Source organism: Streptomyces sp. NPDC102258, from assembly GCF_055584685.1.
Map to the genome: position 1 here is coordinate 64,739 of NZ_JBVJLO010000007.1, position 19,551 is coordinate 84,289.

22 protein-coding genes and 1 tRNA gene are annotated in these 19,551 nt (G+C 70.9%); 11 read left to right on the forward strand and 12 right to left on the reverse strand.

The window, feature by feature from the left end:
• Nucleotides 1-46: 46 nt before the first annotated feature.
• The 4 genes from ACZ6ZT_RS13995 to ACZ6ZT_RS14010 all read right to left on the reverse strand — a co-directional run bounded on the left by ACZ6ZT_RS13995 (nt 47) and on the right by ACZ6ZT_RS14010 (nt 3,638).
• Nucleotides 47-1,426: a DEAD/DEAH box helicase gene (locus ACZ6ZT_RS13995; protein WP_469719636.1), complete on the reverse strand. Its 1,380-nt coding sequence runs from the start codon at nt 1,424-1,426 to the stop codon at nt 47-49.
• Nucleotides 1,427-1,575: 149 nt separating this feature from the next.
• Nucleotides 1,576-1,779, reverse strand: a complete 204-nt coding sequence (locus ACZ6ZT_RS14000) for a cold-shock protein (protein ID WP_030224351.1) — start codon at nt 1,777-1,779, stop codon at nt 1,576-1,578.
• Between the two features lie 207 nt (nt 1,780-1,986).
• Complete coding sequence (tsaD, locus tag ACZ6ZT_RS14005) at nt 1,987-3,048, reverse strand: tRNA (adenosine(37)-N6)-threonylcarbamoyltransferase complex transferase subunit TsaD (protein WP_469719225.1); 1,062 nt, start codon at nt 3,046-3,048, stop codon at nt 1,987-1,989.
• A gap of 77 nt (nt 3,049-3,125) precedes the next feature.
• Nucleotides 3,126-3,638: a hypothetical protein gene (locus tag ACZ6ZT_RS14010; RefSeq protein WP_469719227.1), complete on the reverse strand. Its 513-nt coding sequence runs from the start codon at nt 3,636-3,638 to the stop codon at nt 3,126-3,128.
• A 344-nt stretch (nt 3,639-3,982) separates the two neighbouring features.
• Here ACZ6ZT_RS14010 and ACZ6ZT_RS14015 point away from each other — a divergent pair, with 344 nt between their 5' ends.
• From ACZ6ZT_RS14015 to ACZ6ZT_RS14035, 5 genes are all read left to right on the forward strand, one after another.
• A complete protein-coding gene (locus tag ACZ6ZT_RS14015) occupies nt 3,983-4,123 on the forward strand; it encodes a hypothetical protein (protein WP_469719229.1) in 141 nt (46 codons plus the stop codon).
• Nucleotides 4,124-4,423: 300 nt separating this feature from the next.
• Nucleotides 4,424-4,639, forward strand: a complete 216-nt coding sequence (locus ACZ6ZT_RS14020; protein ID WP_469719231.1) for a DUF6243 family protein — start codon at nt 4,424-4,426, stop codon at nt 4,637-4,639.
• A 271-nt stretch (nt 4,640-4,910) separates the two neighbouring features.
• A complete protein-coding gene (locus ACZ6ZT_RS14025) occupies nt 4,911-5,420 on the forward strand; it encodes a hypothetical protein (protein WP_469719233.1) in 510 nt (169 codons plus the stop codon).
• 66 nt (nt 5,421-5,486) lie between these two features.
• Nucleotides 5,487-7,010 carry a flotillin family protein gene (locus tag ACZ6ZT_RS14030; RefSeq protein ID WP_469719235.1) on the forward strand — a complete coding sequence of 508 codons (1,524 nt, stop codon included), beginning with the start codon at nt 5,487-5,489 and terminating at the stop codon, nt 7,008-7,010.
• A gap of 21 nt (nt 7,011-7,031) precedes the next feature.
• Nucleotides 7,032-7,595, forward strand: coding sequence for a hypothetical protein (locus tag ACZ6ZT_RS14035; protein WP_469719238.1), 564 nt, complete (start codon nt 7,032-7,034; stop codon nt 7,593-7,595).
• 47 nt (nt 7,596-7,642) lie between these two features.
• Here the strand turns inward: ACZ6ZT_RS14035 and ACZ6ZT_RS14040 are convergent, their stop codons facing one another.
• From ACZ6ZT_RS14040 to ACZ6ZT_RS14065, 6 genes are all read right to left on the reverse strand, one after another.
• Nucleotides 7,643-7,981 (reverse strand): MerR family transcriptional regulator, encoded by a 339-nt coding sequence (locus ACZ6ZT_RS14040; protein WP_469719242.1) that lies wholly within the window; start codon nt 7,979-7,981, stop codon nt 7,643-7,645.
• 869 nt (nt 7,982-8,850) lie between these two features.
• Nucleotides 8,851-9,171: an SCO5918 family protein gene (locus ACZ6ZT_RS14045; RefSeq protein WP_469719244.1), complete on the reverse strand. Its 321-nt coding sequence runs from the start codon at nt 9,169-9,171 to the stop codon at nt 8,851-8,853.
• A 52-nt stretch (nt 9,172-9,223) separates the two neighbouring features.
• Nucleotides 9,224-9,625, reverse strand: a complete 402-nt coding sequence (locus ACZ6ZT_RS14050; protein WP_469719246.1) for a CBS domain-containing protein — start codon at nt 9,623-9,625, stop codon at nt 9,224-9,226.
• Nucleotides 9,626-9,671: 46 nt separating this feature from the next.
• Nucleotides 9,672-11,186, reverse strand: a complete 1,515-nt coding sequence (locus tag ACZ6ZT_RS14055; protein ID WP_469719248.1) for a DEAD/DEAH box helicase — start codon at nt 11,184-11,186, stop codon at nt 9,672-9,674.
• 306 nt (nt 11,187-11,492) lie between these two features.
• Nucleotides 11,493-11,696, reverse strand: coding sequence for a cold-shock protein (locus tag ACZ6ZT_RS14060; RefSeq protein ID WP_469719250.1), 204 nt, complete (start codon nt 11,694-11,696; stop codon nt 11,493-11,495).
• Nucleotides 11,697-12,240: 544 nt separating this feature from the next.
• On the reverse strand, nt 12,241-13,743 hold the full coding sequence (locus tag ACZ6ZT_RS14065; RefSeq protein WP_469719252.1) for a helix-turn-helix domain-containing protein: 1,503 nt from the start codon (nt 13,741-13,743) through the stop codon (nt 12,241-12,243).
• 330 nt (nt 13,744-14,073) lie between these two features.
• On the opposite strand from ACZ6ZT_RS14065, the gene ACZ6ZT_RS14070 reads away from it, so the two are divergent.
• On the forward strand, nt 14,074-14,793 hold the full coding sequence (locus ACZ6ZT_RS14070; RefSeq protein WP_469719254.1) for a DUF4232 domain-containing protein: 720 nt from the start codon (nt 14,074-14,076) through the stop codon (nt 14,791-14,793).
• A 50-nt stretch (nt 14,794-14,843) separates the two neighbouring features.
• On the opposite strand, the gene arsM is transcribed toward ACZ6ZT_RS14070, so the two are convergent.
• On the reverse strand, nt 14,844-15,722 hold the full coding sequence (gene arsM, locus ACZ6ZT_RS14075; protein ID WP_469719256.1) for an arsenite methyltransferase: 879 nt from the start codon (nt 15,720-15,722) through the stop codon (nt 14,844-14,846).
• A gap of 111 nt (nt 15,723-15,833) precedes the next feature.
• On the opposite strand from arsM, the gene ACZ6ZT_RS14080 reads away from it, so the two are divergent.
• From ACZ6ZT_RS14080 to ACZ6ZT_RS14090, 3 genes are all read left to right on the forward strand, one after another.
• Entirely contained in the window at nt 15,834-16,208 is a 375-nt protein-coding gene (locus tag ACZ6ZT_RS14080) for an ArsR/SmtB family transcription factor (RefSeq protein WP_469719258.1), read from the forward strand.
• Entirely contained in the window at nt 16,205-16,945 is a 741-nt protein-coding gene (locus tag ACZ6ZT_RS14085; RefSeq protein ID WP_469719260.1) for an aquaporin, read from the forward strand. The genes ACZ6ZT_RS14080 and ACZ6ZT_RS14085 overlap by 4 nt, the downstream gene beginning before the upstream one ends.
• Nucleotides 16,946-17,030: 85 nt before the next feature.
• Nucleotides 17,031-17,387: an arsenate reductase ArsC gene (locus ACZ6ZT_RS14090; protein ID WP_469719637.1), complete on the forward strand. Its 357-nt coding sequence runs from the start codon at nt 17,031-17,033 to the stop codon at nt 17,385-17,387.
• A 192-nt stretch (nt 17,388-17,579) separates the two neighbouring features.
• Here ACZ6ZT_RS14090 and ACZ6ZT_RS14095 read toward each other — a convergent pair.
• Nucleotides 17,580-17,675 (reverse strand) — tRNA-OTHER (locus tag ACZ6ZT_RS14095).
• Between ACZ6ZT_RS14095 and ACZ6ZT_RS14100 the strand changes: the two genes are divergently transcribed.
• Both ACZ6ZT_RS14100 and ACZ6ZT_RS14105 read left to right on the forward strand, forming a co-directional pair.
• Nucleotides 17,648-18,178, forward strand: a complete 531-nt coding sequence (locus ACZ6ZT_RS14100) for a hypothetical protein (protein WP_469719262.1) — start codon at nt 17,648-17,650, stop codon at nt 18,176-18,178. The genes ACZ6ZT_RS14095 and ACZ6ZT_RS14100 overlap by 28 nt on opposite strands.
• Nucleotides 18,179-18,345: 167 nt before the next feature.
• Nucleotides 18,346-19,542, forward strand: a complete 1,197-nt coding sequence (locus tag ACZ6ZT_RS14105) for a radical SAM protein (RefSeq protein WP_469719264.1) — start codon at nt 18,346-18,348, stop codon at nt 19,540-19,542.
• The last annotated feature ends 9 nt before the right edge of the window (nt 19,543-19,551 follow it).

The window sequence follows — 19,551 nt, forward strand, 5'->3', positions numbered from 1 at the left end:
TGTCTGACTGTCCTTGCTGTCCTTGCTGCCCTTCTGGGCTACGTCCTCACGCCGCCGCGCCGACCTCGGGCCGCCGTACGGTCGAACGCCGTCCCTGGCCTCCGCGCGACCCGCGGGCCGCGCGGGGGCCGCGCGCCGGCCGTTCCGAGGCGGGGGCGGTCACCGTCACCGGTACGCCGGACGGGGTCCGGGCCCCGGTGATCCGGCGCAGCGCCTCCTCACCGGAGCGGACCTGGGTGGTCAGCGGGGTGATCCCGGCGGCCGCCAGCAGCCGGGCCATGTCCCGCCGCTGGCGCGGGGTGACCAGGGTGACCACGCTGCCCGACTCCCCGGCGCGGGCGGTGCGGCCGCCGCGGTGCAGGTAGTCCTTGGGGTCGGTCGGCGGATCGACGTTGACGACGAGGTCGAGGTTGTCGACGTGGATGCCCCGGGCGGCGACGTTGGTGGCGACCAGCACCGTCACGTGCCCGGACCGGAACCGGGACAGCGTCCGGGTGCGCTGCGGCTGCGACTTCCCGCCGTGCAGCGCTTCGGCCCGTACGCCGCTGTCGAGCAGGTCCTGGGTCAGCCGGTCGACCGCGTGCTTGGTGTCCAGGAACATGATCACCCGGCCCTCGCGGGCGGCGATCTCGGTGGTGGCCGCCTGCTTGTCGTGGCCCTGCACGTGCAGGACGTGGTGCTCCATGGTGGTGACCGCACCGGCCGAGGGGTCCACCGAGTGGACCACCGGGTCGTTCAGGTAGCGGCGTACGAGGAGGTCGACGTTGCGGTCGAGGGTCGCGGAGAACAGCATCCGCTGACCACCGGGCCGCACCTGGTCGAGCAGCGCGGTGACCTGCGGCATGAAGCCCATGTCGGCCATCTGGTCGGCCTCGTCGAGGACGGTGACGTCGACCTGGTCCAGCCGGCAGTCGCCGCGCTCGATGAGGTCCTTCAGCCGTCCCGGCGTCGCGATGACGACCTCGGAGCCGCCGCGCAGCGCGGCGGCCTGGCGGCCGATCGGCATCCCGCCGACGACGGCCGCCAGGCGCAGGCGCAGCGCCCTGGCGTACGGCGTGAGGGCCTCGGTGACCTGCTGCGCGAGCTCGCGCGTCGGTACGAGGATCAGCGCGAGCGGCTGCTTCGGCTCGGCGCGCCGGCCCGCCGTACGGGCGAGCAGCGCCAGCCCGAAGGCGAGCGTCTTGCCGGAGCCGGTCCGGCCGCGGCCGAGCACGTCGCGGCCCGCGAGCGAGTTGGGCAGCGTCGCCGCCTGGATCGGGAACGGCGCGGTCACGCCCGCCACCCCCAGCGCGGTCAGCAGCGGCCCGGGCATGCCGAGGTCCCCGAACGCCTCGACGGCGGGCAGGGCGGGGGTGACGGTGCGGGGCAGCGCGAACTCGCGGGCCGGGCCGCGCGAACTACGGGAGTGACTCTGCTGATGGAAAATGGGGAACCCTTTCCTCGATGTGCGGCACGGCGCATATCAAGGGATTCCCTGGCCTGGTGCGGTACGGCGGAGAATCGCGAGAACAGGCCGAATGAATGAAGCTGGGGCCCGCACCCCGAAGGATGCGGGCCCCAGCTGGAACGTCAGCGTCAGGCGGGAACGATGTTCTCGGCCGTCGGGCCCTTCTGGCCCTGCGCGATGTCGAAGGACACCTTCTGGCCTTCCTGGAGCTCACGGAAGCCCTGGGCGGCGATGTTCGAGTAGTGGGCGAACACGTCAGCGCCGCCACCGTCCTGCTCGATGAAGCCAAAACCCTTTTCGGCGTTGAACCACTTCACGGTGCCAGTAGCCATGTCATATCTCCTTCGGGGATGTGCGGACCCCGTCCGGAAAAGACCGGCAAATGCGAGAACATCTCGGGAACCACAACTTCAACTGTTATGGACAGTAGCACGCGGAACGGGCCCGTGCGGGGCGGCAAACCGGCCCACTTCAAGGCCCCAAAAACCCTCACCCGGCGCCCCTTTGAATTCTCATTCGGCCGGAACAGATATTCCCCCTCAGGGGCGGGAGAGGGCGACGGGGTGCAGGGCCGCGTACTCCAGCGGCGCGGACGGATCGATCGACACGTCCAGCGGGGCCGGCCGGGCGCCCGACCGCACCAGCAGGTCGCCGACGGCGGCGATCATCGCGCCGTTGTCGGTGCACAGCCGCAGCGGCGGGACCCGCAGCGTGATGCCGGCCGCCCGGCAGCGCTCCTCGGCCAGGGCCCGGACCCGCGAGTTCGCGGCCACCCCGCCGACCACGACCAGGGTGTCCACCCCGTGCTCCCGGCAGGCGTCGACCGCCTTGCGGGTCAGGACGTCGGCGACGGCCTCCTGGAGGGAGGCCGCACCGTCGGCGAGCGGCAGCTCCTCGCCGCGGCTCCGGTGCTGCTCGGCCCAGCGGGCGGCGGCGGTCTTGAGGCCGGAGAAGGAGAAGTCGTAGCGGGAGTCCTTCGGCCCGGTCAGCGGGCGTGGGAACCGCACGGCGCGCGGATCGCCCTCCCGCGCCGTGCGGTCGATGGCCGGCCCGCCCGGGTACGGCAGCCCGAAGACCCGGGCCACCTTGTCGAAGCACTCGCCGGCCGCGTCGTCGACGGTGTCCCCGAGGTGGACGATCGGATCGCGCGCGAGATCCCGTACGAGCAGCAGCGAGGTGTGGCCGCCGGAGACGATCAGCACCATGCACGGGTCGGGCAGCGGCCCGTGCTCCAGGGTGTCGGCGGCCACGTGCCCGGCCAGGTGGTGCACGCCGTACAGCGGGACACCGAGGGAGAAGGCCAGCGCCTTGGCCCCGGCGAGCCCGACCTGGAGGGCGCCGGACAGCCCCGGCCCGGTGGTCACGGCCACGGCCCCGATGTCCGCCATCCGCAGCCCGGCCCGCTCCAGCGCCTCCCGCACCACCGGGCCGAAGGCCTGCACATGGGCCCGCGCCGCGATCTCGGGCACGACCCCGCCGAAGCGCGCGTGCTCGTCCATGCTCGAAGCGACGGCATGCCCCAACAACCGTCCGTCCCGCACCAGCCCGGCCCCGGTCTCGTCGCAGGACGACTCGACACCGAGCACCACCGGAAAGCTCACCACAGCACCTTCTTGCAGCCGAAAAGTAATTGCATCCTTGTCGCAAGAAGGCTAGGTCAAGGCATCGGCGTCCCGCGCTACGCCTGCTGCCGCGCCCCCGCCCGCAGGCCGGTGTACACGGCTCCGGCCCACAGCACGGCCGCGCAGCCGATGCCCGGCACGGCCCGCCAGACGTTCTCGGTCGCACCCGGCAGCAGCGTGGCCAGCGCCGCGAGGCCGACGGTGGCGAGCATCGCGGCGCCGAGCCAGCGCAGCACCGGCGCGCGCAGGCTCCTGGCCAGCGGGAAGAAGTGCGCCCCGACCACCAGCGCCGACCAGGCCAGCATCAGCTCGGGGCGGTGCAGGCTGCCGCGTATGTAGCTGTTGCCCCCCGCGAGCACGGCAGTCTCGATCAGCACGACCGTAAGGAACTTCGGCCCCCCACCCGCCGCCACCACGGGCGCGCCCCCCTCGCCGGGCGGCGTACTCCGGGCCAGCAGGAAGAGCCGGACCACGGCGCCCACAGCGGCGGCGAACAGCAACCCTCCGCCGACGAGCACGGCCGGCCGGCCACCCCCGTGCACCCCGGCCTGCCCTAACGCGAACCACATCACCCCGAAACCGGTCCCGATGAGCGATCCCCGCCCCCCATTGCGCAACTGATCCCTTCGCGTCCGAAAAACGGGACGAACATCGGTCTTCTCCACGCGCCTTGCCTCCTGTTGTACGTATAAGCCCCACATCCTCTCCCGCCCCACGGCACCCCCCGCCGACGGGAGAGGCGAACCACCGACCGGTGAGGTCTGACGGTCGGAGCGGCGGTGCGGCCGGCCGCGTCCGGATCGGTTCGATGCGGGTGTACGACGGACCTGGGAGAGAGGGGCCTGTTGTGGGGTGGCGAGGGCTCGTACGGGTCGGAGGGGTCATCGCACGCCTGACTCCTGACCGTGCGCTGGTGTGGGCGATGTTCTTCATGGAGTCCAACCCGTTCGACCGGATCCGGCTGATCCGGGGCATCGCCGCCTTCAGCTCGACCTCGGGCGTCGAGATCACCGTCGACGCCGACGATCCGCGCACCCTTTTTCGGATCCGCTGAGGGCTCTCAACCCGTCGGGTAAAGCTCCTCCCGGCTCCTCTTCGCGGAGGGTTTCCTGGCAGACCAGCGGCGTTTTCCGTCCTCCTCGGAGGTCCCGCGCAAGGACGTCCATGTCGCCAGGGGCGGCGAAAGGCGTGGCGTCGTGTGCCGACGGGACCGGGTAACGTCATTGGCATGTTCTTCCAGACGTCGATTCACGAGTGAGAGCGTGACGGGCCGCCCGCTGACGCCCTTGACGTCGCCGCGCCCGTCCCCCACCGCCGAATCCGTAGATCACTCCACCTCGTACCGGGAGAACCCATGACCGTGAGCAAGAACATCGACAACCCCGTGGGCATGGGCGGTGGCCAGCGCAAGAGGCAGTCCCGCGCCGAGCGCCAGAACAACGGCCCGCACCGCAACCTCGACCGCCGCAGCGCCGCCGACCAGAGGGCGGAACTGGTACGCAAGATGCGCGAAAAGGCGGCCGCGCCCGAAAACCCCGCACAGGCGAGCACCCCCACCCCCCAGAGCTGACACCGGGGACCATCCGGCCGAGCCAAGCGCCTCGACAGCCGGGCCCCTGCCCATCGCCACAGCCCCAGGTCACTGACCTGGGGCTTTGTCGTGGGGCGGGGCAAGGGAAGCGAACCCGGCTGCCGCCCGCCGCCGACCGTGGCGGCCCGCTGCCGTCCCCGGTGCGTTAAAGCCCCGTAAAGATTGCCGGAAGTGGGCAATGTGTGGGGGGCGGGTCGGCTGACACGATGCCGTTGTCCGGCGGAAACACGTGTCAAGCAGGGAGGTGCTCATGGGCTTGTTTCTGGGTCTCGGCATCGGGGGAATCGCCCTGCTGGCCTGTTCGCTGGTGTTCGACGGGGTGCTGGAGGGGGTTTTCGACGGCGCCCTGGACGGACTGTTCGACGGATGGCTGTCGCTGCCGGTGGTCGCGGGCTTCGTTTCGATGCTCGGTTTCACGGGGGCGATCGTGCTCGGGGCCACCGGCCTAGGGCCGGGAGCGGCAGCCGCCGCGGGGGCCGTGGCCGGTTCGGGGGCGGGCTGGCTGACGTACCGCTTCAGCCGCGCCCTCGCCCGGGCCGGCGGCGGGACCGCCCCGCGCGCGTCCGAACTCCTCGGCTCGGCCGGGACCGTCGTCACCGCCATCCCGGCGGGTGGCTACGGCGAGGTGCTGCTGCGCCTCGGTGGCCAGCCGGCCAAGTACGCGGCGACCGCCGAGGAGCCACTGGCCCGGGGCGCGGAGGTCTGGGTGACGGCGACGCCGTCGTCCTCCTCGGTCAGCGTCCGCGCCGTCGAGCGCTGACGGACGCCCGCCACCACCTCATCCACCACCGATCTGCCCCTTGAGAGCGGGCAGGGGGGATCAACCATGAGTTCAGTCGTCATCGCGGTCGTGGGAGTGGTCGTACTCCTCGTCCTGCTCGCCCTGGTGGTCGTCACCCGCTACAAGGTCGCGGGTCCCAGCGAGGCGTTCATCATCACGGGCCGGCGCGGCAAGAAGTCCACGGATCCCGACACCGGGCAGATATCCACCGACAACAGCGGCCAGAAGGTCGTGGTCGGCGGCGGCGTGTTCGTCGTCCCCTTCGTCCAGCAGCGCTACTCCCTCGACCTCTCCAGCCGGCACATCCCGATCGCCGTCCGCGGCGCGGTCACCCTGCGCGGTATCAAGGCCAACCTGGAGGGTGTCGCGATCGTCAAGGTCGGCGGCAACGAGGACGCCATCCGCGCCGCCGCCCAGCGTTTCCTGCAACAGCAGGACGGCATCGTCGGCTTCACCCAGGAAGTGCTGTCGGGCGCGCTGCGCGCCATCGTCGGCCGGATGTCGGTCGAGGACATCATCCGCGACCGAGCCGCCTTCGCCGGCCAGGTCGCCGAGGAGGCCGAGGCCAGCCTGTCCGGGCAGGGCCTGGTGCTGGACGCCTTCCAGATCCAGGACATCACCACCGAGGGCTCCTACCTGGAGGACCTCGGCCGCCCCGAGGCCGCCCGCGCCAAGCAGGAAGCGGACATCGCCGAGGCCAACTCCCGGCAGGCCGCCGAGCAGGCCCGGCTGAAGGCGGAGGAGGAGATCGCCGTCGCGCAGCGCACCCTGTACCTGCGCCAGGCCGAGATCAAGGCGGAGACCGACGCGGCCACCGCCCAGGCGAACGCCGCCGGTCCGCTGGCCGACGCCGACCGCCAGCAGCAGATCCTCACCGAGCAGGAGAAGGTCGCCGCACGCCAGGCCGCCCTGACCGACCGCCAGCTCGACACCCAGGTACGCAAGCCCGCCGACGCCCGGCGCTACGAGGCCGAGCAGGAAGCGGAAGCCAAGCGCGTGGCCCGGGTCAAGCAGGCCGAGGCCGAGCGCCTGGCGGCCATCGCGGCCGCCCAGGCGGAGGCCGAGCGGGCCCGGCTGACCGGTGAGGGCGAGAAGCAGCGCCGCTCCGCCCTCGCCGAGGCCGAAGCCATCGAAGGCGCCAAGCGCGGTGAGGCCGAACTGGCCCGCCGGGCCGCCGTCGCCGACGCCGTCCGCCTGGAGGGCGCCGCGGAAGCCTCCGCCATCGCGGCCAAGGGCGCGGCCGAGGCCGAGGCCATGCAGAAGAAGGCCGAGGCCTTCGAGAGCTACGGCGACGCGGCGAAGATCCAGATGCTGGTCGAGGTCCTGCCGCAGGTCGTCGCCAAGGCAGCCGAACCGCTGTCCGCCATCGACAAGATGACCGTCATCTCCACCGACGGCGCCGGCAAGCTCACTCGTACCGTGGCCGACAACGTCGCCCAGGGCATGGAACTCCTCGGCTCCACCACCGGCGTCGACCTCGCCCAGCTCCTCAAGGGCCTCACCGCGCCCAAGCCGGACACGGCTGCGGCGTCCGTCCCGGCCAACGGGAAGATCGCCATCACCGACTGAGAGCAGGCCGAGCCGAACCGAATGATGCTGGCCGAGTCGTTCCACAGCTCGGGAACCACCACCGCCTTCCCCGGTGCCACGCAGGAAACCTGGTGGGACCCGGAGCACGGACTGCACATGCGGGTCACGGGGTCGGTCTCCGGCGACATCTACTGCAAAGCCGGCACCTCCTACACCAGCGCCCCCCTGTTCGCCGCCGCGTTGCGCCAGCGCGGGCAGTCGCTCACCGTCCCCGACCGCCTTGCCGACTCGTACGTGACCAGCCCGACGGCGTCCGGCTGCGACATGTACTTCCGGATCCCGGAGACGGTCCGGGCCGCGCCGGGCAAGGACGGCCCCCTGAACGGCAAGCGGGCATCGGCCTTCGAGACCCCGGTCGGCAGTACCCAGGACGTCTACTACCTGGAGGACGGCCAACTCCGGCTGACCAAGCTTGAGTCGACGCGGGCAGGCCGCACGAGCACCACCGACTACGACTCCTTCGGCACGCCGTTCACCTTCGGCATGCCGGCCGCGGACAAGACCCTCACCATGGACCAGCTGCGGGCCGTAACCAGCGGCTCGACGAAGAGCCGGACACCGTAGGCGGTGGAGGGGGAGTTTCCTGTTGGCCCGGACGGGTGCATCACACCTCAGGCCGAGGCCGGCGGCGCGGACGATTCGGCGGCGCGGCGGTATTCGGCGTTGATGCGCTGGGCTTCTTCGAGTTGGTCTTCGAGGATGATGATGCGGCAGGCGGACTCGATGGGGGTGCCCTGGTCGACGAGCTCGCGGGCGCGGGCGGCGATGCGCAGCTGGTAGCGGGAATAGCGCCGATGGCCACCGGCCGAGCGCAGCGGGGTGATGAGGCGGGCTTCGCCGAGTGCCCGGAGAAAACCCTGCGTGGTCCCGAGCATTTCTGCGGCCCGGCCCATCGTGTAGGCCGGGTAGTCGTTGTCATCAAGCCGGCCGAGCGAATCGTCTGCTGTCATTGCACCTCTTCATGGAACGCGTGGAGGGGCCCTGGTGCCTATGGCACCAGGGCCCCGAAGGAACTACTACACCATCTGTCGGCCCTGATACTGCGCCGACCCTGCGTTTCCGCCGCCCCGGCCGAAATGCTGCCGGAAGCGCGGGGATCGCCTTTGTTCACCGGGCGATCCTGATAGTGACGGCTCCTCCGTTCTTCCCTCGGTGATCAACTGCTTACCTTCTGGGAACTGCGTACTGCTGATACTGCGTACTGCTGGTACTGCCTACTACTGGTACTACGTACTGCTCTGCGGCCTTACCCAGCGCCGCTCTCCGGCAGCCAGCCCCGTCGCCCATCGTGCGTCTGCTCTGGCTTGGAACCCCACTGCCGAACCTCCCGGTGCGTGCGCCCGCAGCCGACGCCTTCACCGAGGTGCTGCTCACTGTGCCACTGCGTTCACTGCGTCCTGCTCTTGGCGGCCCCTGATCACTGCGGGCCGCCCGGTCCGGTCGTCAGTCCCGTCGCCGTCCTGCACAACCTTGGCTTCGACACTCCACGACCGCACCGCCCTGCTGAACTGCAACTACTTCAACTGCGAGTACTGCTGCCGGCAGTTCGTCTCTGCCAGGCCCTGCTGTCTCTCTGGGCTACGAGAGAAACCATAACCAGGCGGTCGCGGAATGTCTACTCCAGCCACCATAGATTTTCGTGCGGTCGGGGAGGAGGTAATCGGCATCCGCCGACAGGGGCGGACACGTGGGGACGCTGCGGGCCGGGCCTGGCCGCTCAGACGGCCAGGTGAGAAGTCCCCGGGTACACGACAGGGCCCGACCGGTGCTCCGGTCGGGCCCTGCGTGCGGTGCGGGTGCGGCTCGCGCTGCCCCTCGGTCAGACGGCGACCGAGGTGCCGAGCATCGCGGATGCGTGCTGAAGCGGACTGAGGACGCGCGCGGGCGCGGCGGCCCGGGGGGCCTGGGACACACCGCGGCAGGTGAAGCCGAGCTGGGTCATGGCCCGGAGGACTTCACCAGCGCTGAAGTCACGGCGGTCCTGGCGGGTGATGACCTGGCCGACCTGCTTCACGGGGTAGACGCGGCGGCCGATGATCACGGAGTCGCCGACGACTTCCTCGGGCTTGATGCCCTTCATCGATTCCAGGACGCCGCTCTTGGTCAGGTCGAACGGGAAGCGGGCGATGACACAGCGCATTGTTGCCTCACAGGAAGGAGAGGGGGCGATTCTGGAGTGACGACAAGGCGGATCAGCGGGCGAGGGCGAGGACGCCCGGGGCGCTGCCTTGTCCGTCGACCACGGGCGGGGCGTCGAGCCGGCGGCCCCTCGCCTGCCCGGCCTGGGCCAGGGGGGTCATGGGCGAGGTGAACGGCCCGTGGTCGCCGAGGGCCTCGCGCAGCCGGATGCGGTCCGTGTACGCGCTGCTGTTGCGGATGGCGGAGAGCCGGTCCCGGGTGACCAGCCCTGTCAGCAGCCCGTACTCGTCGAAGACCGGCAGGCGGACCGCGCGGGCACTGGCCATGACGGACAGAGCCACCTCGACCGTCATGTCGTCACCGACCTGAAGGCCTGCCGCCTCCATGGCGTCGTCCACCGGCCGGGGAGCCGGGTTGGCTCCGGCGGAACGGGCCTGCATGCGAACCAGCGTCACCACGTGCCCCCTGCAGAGATAGGTCAGTCTTCTGATCACGTGGTGGTCAGGCCGCCGCGTCGAAGGCGGACTGACGCGCACTCGCGCGCCGTGCGGCCGAGACGGATCCCCGCCTGCCGCGGGAGGCCGGACCGCGCTTGGCGCGTTCGACGACCGGCGCGGTGATGGTGACGGGGATCCCCGAGGGGGTCCGGGCGCCGGTGATCCGGTGCAGGGCCTCTTCGCCGGAGCGGACCTGAGCGGTCTGCGGGACGATCCCGGCGGCCTGCATGAGGCGGGTCATGTCGCGGCGCTGGTTGGGGGTGACCAGGGTGACGACGCGGCCGGACTCGCCGGCGCGGGCGGTGCGGCCGCCGCGGTGCAGGTAGTCCTTGGGGTCGGTCGGCGGGTCGACGTTGACGACGAGGTCCAGGTTGTCGACGTGGATGCCCCGCGCGGCCACGTTCGTGGCGACCAGCACGGTGACGTGTCCGGTCTTGAACTGAGCCAGGGTCCGGGTCCGCTGCGGCTGGGACTTCCCGCCGTGCAGGGCCGCGGCCCGGACGCCGCTGTCGAGGAGGTCCTGGGTGAGGCGGTCCACGGCGTGCTTGGTGTCGAGGAACATGATCACGCGGCCGTCGCGGGCGGCGATCTCCGTCGTCGTCCGCTGCTTGTCGGCGCCGTGGACGTGCAGGACGTGGTGCTCCATCGTGGTCACCGCGCCCTGCGAGGGATCGACGGAGTGCACGACCGGGTCCGTCAGGTAGCGGCGTACCAGGAGGTCGACGTTGCGGTCGAGGGTGGCGGAGAACAGCATCCGCTGGCCCTCGGGGCGTACCTGGTCGAGGAGCGCGGTGACCTGGGGCATGAAGCCCATGTCGGCCATCTGGTCCGCCTCGTCGAGGACGGTGATCCCGACCTGGTTCAGCCGGCAGTCGCCACGGTCGATGAGGTCCTTCAGCCGGCCCGGGGTGGCGACCACGACCTCGGCGCCGCCGCGCAGGGCGTTGGCCTGGCGGCCGATGGGCATGCCGCCGACCACGGTGGCCAGGCGGAGCTTCACCGAGCGGGCGTACGGGGTGAGCGCGTCGGTCACCTGCTGGGCCAGTTCGCGGGTGGGTACGAGGATCAGCGCGAGCGGCTGGCGGGGCTCGGCGCGCTGCCCGGCGGTACGGGCCAGCAGCGCCAGACCGAAGGCGAGCGTCTTGCCGGAGCCGGTACGGCCACGGCCGAGGACGTCCCGGCCCGCAAGGGTGTTGGGCAGGGTGGCGCCCTGGATCGGGAAGGGCACGCTCACGCCCTGCGCGCCGAGGGCGGCCAGCAGCTCGGCCGGCATGTCGAGATCGGAGAAGGCCTCGACGGCCGCCAGGGCGGGCGTGATCGTCTTCGGCGGCGCGAACTCGCCCTGAACGGCGGCGGGCCGACGGCCTGAGCCGCCCGAGCGGATCGGACCTGCGGAACGATTCCGGGCCGGAGCACCGAATCGGCCGCCCCGATCCGAACCGGCGCCCGCACCGAAAGCGGGGCCGCCGGTACGGCTGCGGGTACGGGACGAGCGCTCGTTCTTACGCGTGGGATTCATGCGAAACCTTCCTTGATACGGCACGCATCAAGGAATTCCCACAGCGGAAGAGCAGCACGGGGAATTGCGAGAACGGGCCGAATGGAATGTGCAGTCGGATCCGGCACGGAAAATACGTGCGGGGTCGGTCGCTGCGATGAGGGTGGCGTCATACGGACGCGAAAACGGAGAAACAAGCTCGGGAGCGGCTCCAAGGCGGCGCCATCCCGTGCGGGGTCCCGCGGGTAGACGCACCGCGGGAACTGTGTGCAGCTGGGGCCCGCACCCCAAGGGATGCGGGCCCCAGCTGCGAAACGCGGTTCAGCGTCAGGCGGGAACGATGTTCTCCGCCGTCGGGCCCTTCTGGCCCGCCGCGATGTCGAAGGTGACCTTCTGGCCCTCCAGCAGCTCGCGGAAGCCCTGGGCGGCGATGTTCGAGAAGTGGGCGAACACGTCGGGGCCGCCGTCTTCCTGCTCGATGAAGCCGAAACCCTTTGCCGCGTTGAACCACTTCACGGTGCCAGCAGTCATGTCATATCTCCTTGGGGGGCAGTACACCGGCTCCCGCACTATGCGGAAACCGTGTCGCCGCGATGATGCCCCGCCCGGATATTGACCGGAAATATGAAGCCCCACCATGCGGCACGGAGGCCGGCTGGAGGCGCTTTAAGTTTGTGGGTACCAAAACTGCAACCGAGATGACAGTAGCACGCCGCAGCCGATTTCGATGGTCGAATATTTACTTCCCGGTACCGCCGCGAAAACCCTCCTCGCGTTGCCCGCTAAAGTCTCAGCCCGCCGGGACAGATATTGATTCGCACCGAGCGCAGCGTTGCGCCAGCCGGCCTCCGAACATCACAAAAGCCCCAGGTCGCTGACTCACACGCGGGCGGCACGCCATCGCCCGCGACCCCATCCGGTGTGCTGGGCGGGGCCCACAACGAATGGTTGTGACCAGCACTTTCACCACAGGCCCTGGTTGGGATGGCCGCCGTCTGCGATGCACTGGCGGTCCCATCCAGCTGGACGGAATCCCCTTCCCCGAGGTCGCGTGCTGCCAGGCCGGTCGGTCCTTTCACTCCGTGTCCGGCAGCCAGGCGTTCTTGTTCGCGTTGTACCAGTAGCGGTGGCCGGCGTTCAGGGCGACCGTGCGGAACGGGCGGCCGTGGTCGTCGATGCGGGTGGTGCCCTGGCGGTCGCCACTGCTCCAGGCCAGCTCCAGGTACCAACTGACGTCCTGACCGAGTGTGGCGGCGTCGATGTTCAGCACCTGGGGGTCGGTGGCGGAGACCTTGTACGGGAAATCGGTCGAGGCCGTCGGCCGCTCGCCCTCCTTGCCGGGTGCCGGCCTGGCCCTCGGGGAGGCGTCGTCCAGGTCCACGGCGAAGGACGCCGGCACCAGTGCGCCGCCGCAACCGGCGCCCATGGTGTACGCGTTCCAGCCGGGAGCCTTGCGGCCGCTCACGACATGGACGTACAGCGCGTGCAGGATCGCGGCCTTGCCCTCGGTGCCCTGGACGGTCAGCTGCATGCGCAGGTGCCCCGCCGGGACGGCGTCCAGGGCCCGGGCCCACCCTCCGGTCGCCTGCCCGGCCGGGGGCGGGGGGACCGTGCCGGGTGCCTTGTCCAGGGCGAACCACTGGTCGCAGGGGCTGTCCCAGTTGTCGGGCAGGACGTTGACCGTGAACGGGGCGGTGGGGGAGGCCCCCTCCTTGCCGGTGGCCGGCGGAGTGGACGCGGACGTTGCCGGGGGCGACGACGGTGCCTGGCTGGACGGGGGTGCGGAATCGGCTGGGGGCGTGGGTGACGACGACCCGCCGGACGGCGAGGCCGGGCCCGCCGCCCGCTCGCGCGAGGACGGCTGGACGGCGCCGTGGCCCGTGTCCCCGTGACCCGTATCTCCCATGGCGGAGACGGCGGCGGCGGTCCCGGCCACCGCGGCGGTGGCCACGGCGGCCGCAACGGCGAGCCACAGCCGAGGACGCCGGGCCCCGGGTACGGAGGCCCCGGCCGGGCCCGGCTGGACAAGGGCGGCGGGAGCGTGTGCGGGTGCCTCCGGTGCCTCCGGTGCCGGTGCCGGCGCGGGAGCGGGCGCGGAAGCGGGGATGGGCGCCGGGGCAGGTGTCTCCGCAGCGGCAGGTCCGGGCGCCGGGGCGGACCCGGCCGCGGACGCCGGGGTCGGTGCGGGGCCGGTCTCCGCCTGCGGCCGCACCTCCGAAGCCTCCCCGGCCGTCACCGACGCGGGTGGCGATTCCGGCACGGCGTCACCGCCCCGCGGCGCCGTGGAGTTCGCCGCCCCCGGCCCCGAGGCCTGCCCCTCCGTCACCCCCCGCCGCCGTTCCACCAGCGCCAGCAGCCACTGCCGGTGCAGCGCGAGCAGTTCGTCGGCCGAGGCACCGCAGACCCGGGCGAACCGCTCGACCGGGGCGTAATCCGTGGGCACCGCCACGCCGCTGCAATAGCGGTGCAGCGTCGAGTTGCTGGAGTGCAGACGCTTCGCGAGCATGCCGTAGCTGCGCCCCGAGCGCTCTTTGAATCCGCGCATCAGCTCCGCGAACCGCTCCGTCTCCGTGGCCATTCCACCCTCCCCCTCATCCCGGAAGCACGTTCCAGGCTCACCCGATCGCCCAGGTGAGAGGGGCTGCGGGCGTTCCAGGGTTCCTACTATCCCGGCCCAGACGCCACTGGAACGAATCCGGCCCCACAGTTGCGCCATCAGCTCGTCGGTCCGCCGTCGGATCGGCGATCGGATTCGGCGGTCGCAACGGGAGGGCCCCCACCCGCCCCACCGACACGCCCCCGGCCGTCCGCGGCAGCAGCCCACCGCAACAGCAGCCCCACCCAATGTCTCGTCAGGCGGCAAGCGGAAGCCTACGTCCGACGACCGTACCGATACGGAGAGTTACCCATGCGCACCTACCGACTCCGCACCACCGCCCTGGCCACCGCCACCGTCGGCCTCGCCCTGGCCCTGACCGCCTGCGGCGGCTCGGACAGCGCAGGCGGGCCGACCGCGAACCCCGCCGCGGCCACGAGCGCGGACAAGCCGGTCTCGACCGGGACCGTGACGCCGTCCGGGGAGGGTGCCTCCGCCGCCCCTTCCGCCGGCAAGGGCACCGGAACCGGCACGGCCAACGCCACCCCGGCGAAGGCCGGTTCGGGCGGCAAGAACACAGGGGGCACCACCGGTGACTCCTACGCCTACTCCCACCCCTGCTCGGCGCACAACCTGACCGTCAAGGTCACTTCCCCGACGGGCGCTCGGGCCACCGTCCGCGTCATCGCCGTGACCAACAACGGTTCCACCTCCTGCGGTCTGGACTACTTCCCCACCGTCGGCTTCAGTGCCAAGGGCGGCGCGCTGGGTCTCCAGGCCACTGCCCCCGGTGGACTGGGCGGCGCCCCGGCGTACCCGGTGCACCCCGGCGCCACCGCGTACGCGGCCGTGGACCTCAACCCGTCGGGTGGCAACGGCCCCGTGGCCGACGAGATCAACGTCCTGGCCGACAAGGAGCACATGCCGAACGCGGACGGCGTCAGCCTCCAGCTGGCCAAGCCGGGCAGCGTCGCCAGCCCGAAGGTCGGCCTGTACCGCACCAACACCCACGACGCCCTGAGCGCCTTCTGAACGGAGCTCGGCGGGCCTGGGCCGGACCTCGGTGCCGATCGTCTGCGGACTCAGCCCGCGCAGCCGCACCCAGCGGCGGCTTTGGCCTCGCTGACGGTCGTGTCCGTGGTGGCGGCTTCCTCGGTCGGAGTGCAGCAGGCGTTGACCCCGCAGCATTCCGGTGAGGGTGTGGAGACGGCGACGGCGGGCTTGACGGCCCGGACGATGGCCGAGTGCATGCCGTCGGCGACCGAGTGGGTCGCAGTGATCTCGATGTCCGTGAACCCGGCCGCCGCGAGCCCGTGGCGGTACTCGGTGAAGGAGAGAGCGCCGGCGATGCAGCCGACGTAGTCCCCGCGCTCGGCCCGCTGCTCGGGAGTGAGGGCGTCCTCGGCGACGACGTCGGAGACGCCGATCCGTCCGCCGGCCTTGAGGACCCGGTAGGTCTCGGCGAAGACCGCGGGCTTGTCGGTGGACAGGTTGATCACGCAGTTGGAGATGACGACGTCGATGGTGTTCGCGGGCAGCGGGATGGCCTCGATGGTGCCCTTGAGGAACTCGACGTTTACCGCTCCGGCCTTGGCGGCGTTGGCGAGGGCCAGGGTGAGCATCTCCTCGGTCATGTCCAGGCCGTACGCCTTGCCGGTGGGGCCGACGCGGCGGGCGGAGAGGAGGACGTCGATGCCCCCGCCGGAGCCCAGGTCCAGGACCCGTTCTCCTTCGTTCAAGTCGGCGACGGCTGCGGGGTTGCCGCAGCCCAGGGAGGCGGCGACGGCCTCGGCGGGCAGGGTCCCGCGCTCGTCGGCGGCGTAGAGGGTGGAGCCGAAGTTCTCGTCGACCTCGACGGCCTGCGGCCCACAGCAGGCGGTGCCGCCCTCGGTGACCTGGACGGCTGCTGCGGCGTAGCGGCGGCGGACGGTCTCGCGCAGGTCGGTGGACTGCTCGCTCATGACGACGACTCCCAACGGACGAATGTCCTGCCGGCCTGGGGCAGGACATGCTGCTTCGATGTTCTTCGATTCAACCTTGCGCCTTGGTTCGAAGAACGTCAACATAGAAGCATGTCGAAACAAGAGCTCGTGGTGCTCGACCAGGACGCCGACGGTTGCTGCGGCCAGCTCGCGGCCGCGCCGCTGGACGAGGACCAGGCCGCCGACCTGGCGAGGGTGTTCAAGGCCCTGGGCGACCCGGTCCGGCTGCGGCTGCTGTCGATGATCGCCTCGCGGGAGGGGGGTGAGGTCTGCGTGTGCGAGCTGACCCCGGCCTTCGAGCTGTCCCAGCCGACGATCTCCCACCACCTCAAGCTGCTGCGGCAGGCCGGCCTGGTCGACTGCGAACGTCGCGGAACCTGGGTCTACTACTGGGTCTTGCCCGCAGCACTGGACCGGCTCGCCACCGTGCTGAAGGCTCCGCAGCCCGCCGGGGTGAACGCATGAGTGGCCAGCTGGTGCCGCTGAGACGCCGTGTGGCGGCCGAGGCGGTCGGCACCGCTCTGCTGGTGGCGGTCGTAGTGGGCTCCGGCATCCAGGCCACCGAGCTGTCGAAGGACGTCGGCATCCAGTTGCTCGCCAACTGCCTGGCGACGGTGTTCGGGCTCGGCGTGCTGATCGCGGTGCTCGGCCCGGTCTCCGGCGCCCACCTCAACCCCGCAGTCACCCTCGCCGCGTGGTTCACCGGCCGCCGCTCAGGCGACGGACCTTCCCTGCGGGACGTGGGCGCATACATACCCGCCCAGATCGGCGGCGCGATCACCGGCGCAATCCTGGCCGACGCAGTGTTCGGCCGGCAGGTGCTGGCCTTCTCCACCCACGACCGCTCGGCGCCCCACCTGTGGCTGGGCGAGATCGTCGCCACGGCAGGGTTGCTGCTGGTGGCGTTCGGCCTGAACCGGGCCGGCCGGGCGAACCTGGCGCCTGCGGTGGTGGCCGCGTACATCGGTGCGGCGTACTGGTTCACCTCCTCCACCTCCTTCGCGAACCCGGCGGTCACCATCGGCCGGGCCTTCACCGAGTCCTTCGCCGGAATCGCCCCCGCCTCGGTCCCCGCTTTCATCGCCGCCCAGCTGCTCGGCGCCGCCGCCGGCCTCGGCATGCTGACCCTCGTCTTCGGCCCGCTCGCCCGGCAGACCACGGAACGATCCGCAGCTCCCGCCGCCGTCCCCGCCTCCCGCTGAACCTCTGGAGCCTCCTGCCGTGAATCCGTCCCCCATACGCCCGTCGGTTCTGTTCGTCTGCGTCCACAACGCCGGCCGCTCGCAGATGGGTGCCGCCTTCCTCACCCACCTCGGCCAAGACCGCGTCGAGGTCCGCTCAGCCGGCTCCGCCCCGGCCGACGCCGTCAACCCCGCCGTGGTCGAAGCCATGAAGGAGGTCGGGATCGACATCTCCGCTGAAACGCCCAAGGTGCTGACTGCCGGGGCCGTCCAAGCGTCCGACATCGTGATCACCATGGGCTGCGGCGACGCCTGCCCCTACTTCCCTGGCAAGCGCTACCTTGACTGGACTCTCGAAGACCCCGCTGGACAGGGTGTCGCGGCGGTCCGGCCCATCCGCGACCAGATCGAGCAGCGCGTCCGTGACCTGCTCGACGAGCTCGGGCTCCGGGCGGCCGAGTGATCGCGTCGTGACGGGCCGGCTAACCGCATCCGGGTCGACGGTTCGACGTTTGGCGGAGCGCCACCAACTGGCACTTCCGGCATGACGATCGGCCGTGTTCGCGGGAGTTGGGGCATGCGGAGGGCACGGCCCTGCTGGAGAGGTCTGGACAATGACGAAGGCCCAGGTCTGTGACCTGGGCCTTCGTATAAGAGCGGATGACGGGAATCGAACCCATCGCCGAGAAGGGCACCACGGACGGCTTCATCGAGGTCAGCCACATGATGCCGCCGCCCTCCCTGGACCCGCGCCGTCAGGAGCTGGTCGCCCGGGCGGTCGGCGAGCTGCTCGACGCCATCGGCCTCACCGACGGCCCCAGCCACACCGAGGTCATGGTCGACGGCGACAAGGTCGTCGTGATCGAGACCCACACCCGGCTCGGCGGCGACGGCATCGCGGACCTGGTCCGTCTCACCACCGGGGTCGAATGGCGGCGCGCCGCCCTCGGCTGGGCGGTCGGCGCGGCGGTCGGCCGCGGCCCCGCCACAGCGGCCGCAGCCGCCACCGTCTTCCTTACCGCCTCGCCCGGGCGGGTGACGGCCGTCGGGCCGCCGCCCACCCTCGCCCACGGGCATGTCCACGCCTGGGACCTCTCCGTCCTCCCCGGAGACCAGGTCCACCCCCTGCGCTCCTCCTCGGACCGGCTCGGCATGGCCGTCCTGACCGCAGCAGACACCAACGCTTGTGCGGCGGCCGTCGCGGAACTGATCGGCCACCCGGTGGTCACCACCGCTCCCGATCCGACCCTTTGACGCGAACACCGTTCAGACCGCCGATCCGCCCACCCCGCACACCCCGCACACCCCGCACACCCCTCACACCCCTCATTTGTTCATTGACCACGTCACCGCTCGGGGGATACATGTCCATCCAGAACGCTCCTATTTCCTATGATTTCCATGGTGATGCCCCATTCTCGATGCCCTTCAAGGACATCAAGCCTGAGGACATCCACATCTACCTCGACCTCGACACCAAGGTCGGAAAGAACACCTGCGGCCAGAAGTGCACCCACTGCTGGTTCGTCAACTACGAGAAGGTCTACGACAAGTCCTTCACCATGGAGGAAGGCCCCCGCATCCTGGAGGGCCTCCAGTCGCACGGCTACCACGTCTACCCCCGCTACGTGGACAGCTTCGCCTACGACGGCGAGTTCATGCGGATCTACGGGCCCGCCAACAACCGGGAGTTCCGGCAGGAGTCCGACCACAAGCCCACCGAGACGATGGAGAGGGGCGACGCCTGGACCAGCGGCCGCCCGTTGCTCGCCGACAACTGGACCGAGCTCCTCGACCTGGCTGTCAAGAACGGCTACGGCACCATCTCCATCACCTACCACGGCGTGATCGACGAGGACCTCAACGTCATCGACCACAAGACGTACCCCATCAAGGGCGTCTTCTCCGGCGAGGACACCGAGGAAGTGCTGCGCCGCATCGCCGAGTACAACAAGGGCGTCGACCCCGCGGACGCCCTCCGCGTCAACATCGGCGTCACCATCGGCCGCCACAACCACGGCCGCACCTCCCTGGAGCGCTACGCCCACTACTTCAACAAGCTGGGCGTGGCCACCGTCCGGTTCAACAACTTCACCGACCACGGCGGCCGCCACCCCGAACTGCGCCTGTCCCGCGAGGAGATCGAGCAGGCGTACCTCGACTTCAAGTGGGTCCACGAGACGATCCCGCTCGGCTTCCAGCTCGGCGTCAGCGAGGACTTCGGCACCTTCGGCATCAAGGCCATGGGCTTCCCGGGCCACGTCGGCTGGTGCCGGGCCGGCCGCCAGCTGTTCGCCGCCATCCCCGCGCAGGAGGAAGTCCTCTCCGACGGCCCTGAAGGCCGCCGCGAGAAGATCGGCGACGTCGTCGGCTGCGTCAACACCTTCGAGCCGCACCTGGGGATCCTGGTCCGCACGGTCACCACCGGCGAGGCGGGCGAGAACGCCTCGTACGACGTCGAGTTCGACCACGACGAAATCGAGGCATTCACCGCCAAGCGGCTCTCCGGTACGTACAAGGACGGCTGCTTCGCCACCGAACTGTCCGAGGAACTCGGCCTGATCTCCCGCGTCCCCGAGCGGCGCCGGCTGCCGCTCCTCGTCGACTCGCAGTCCTGACCCGAGAGG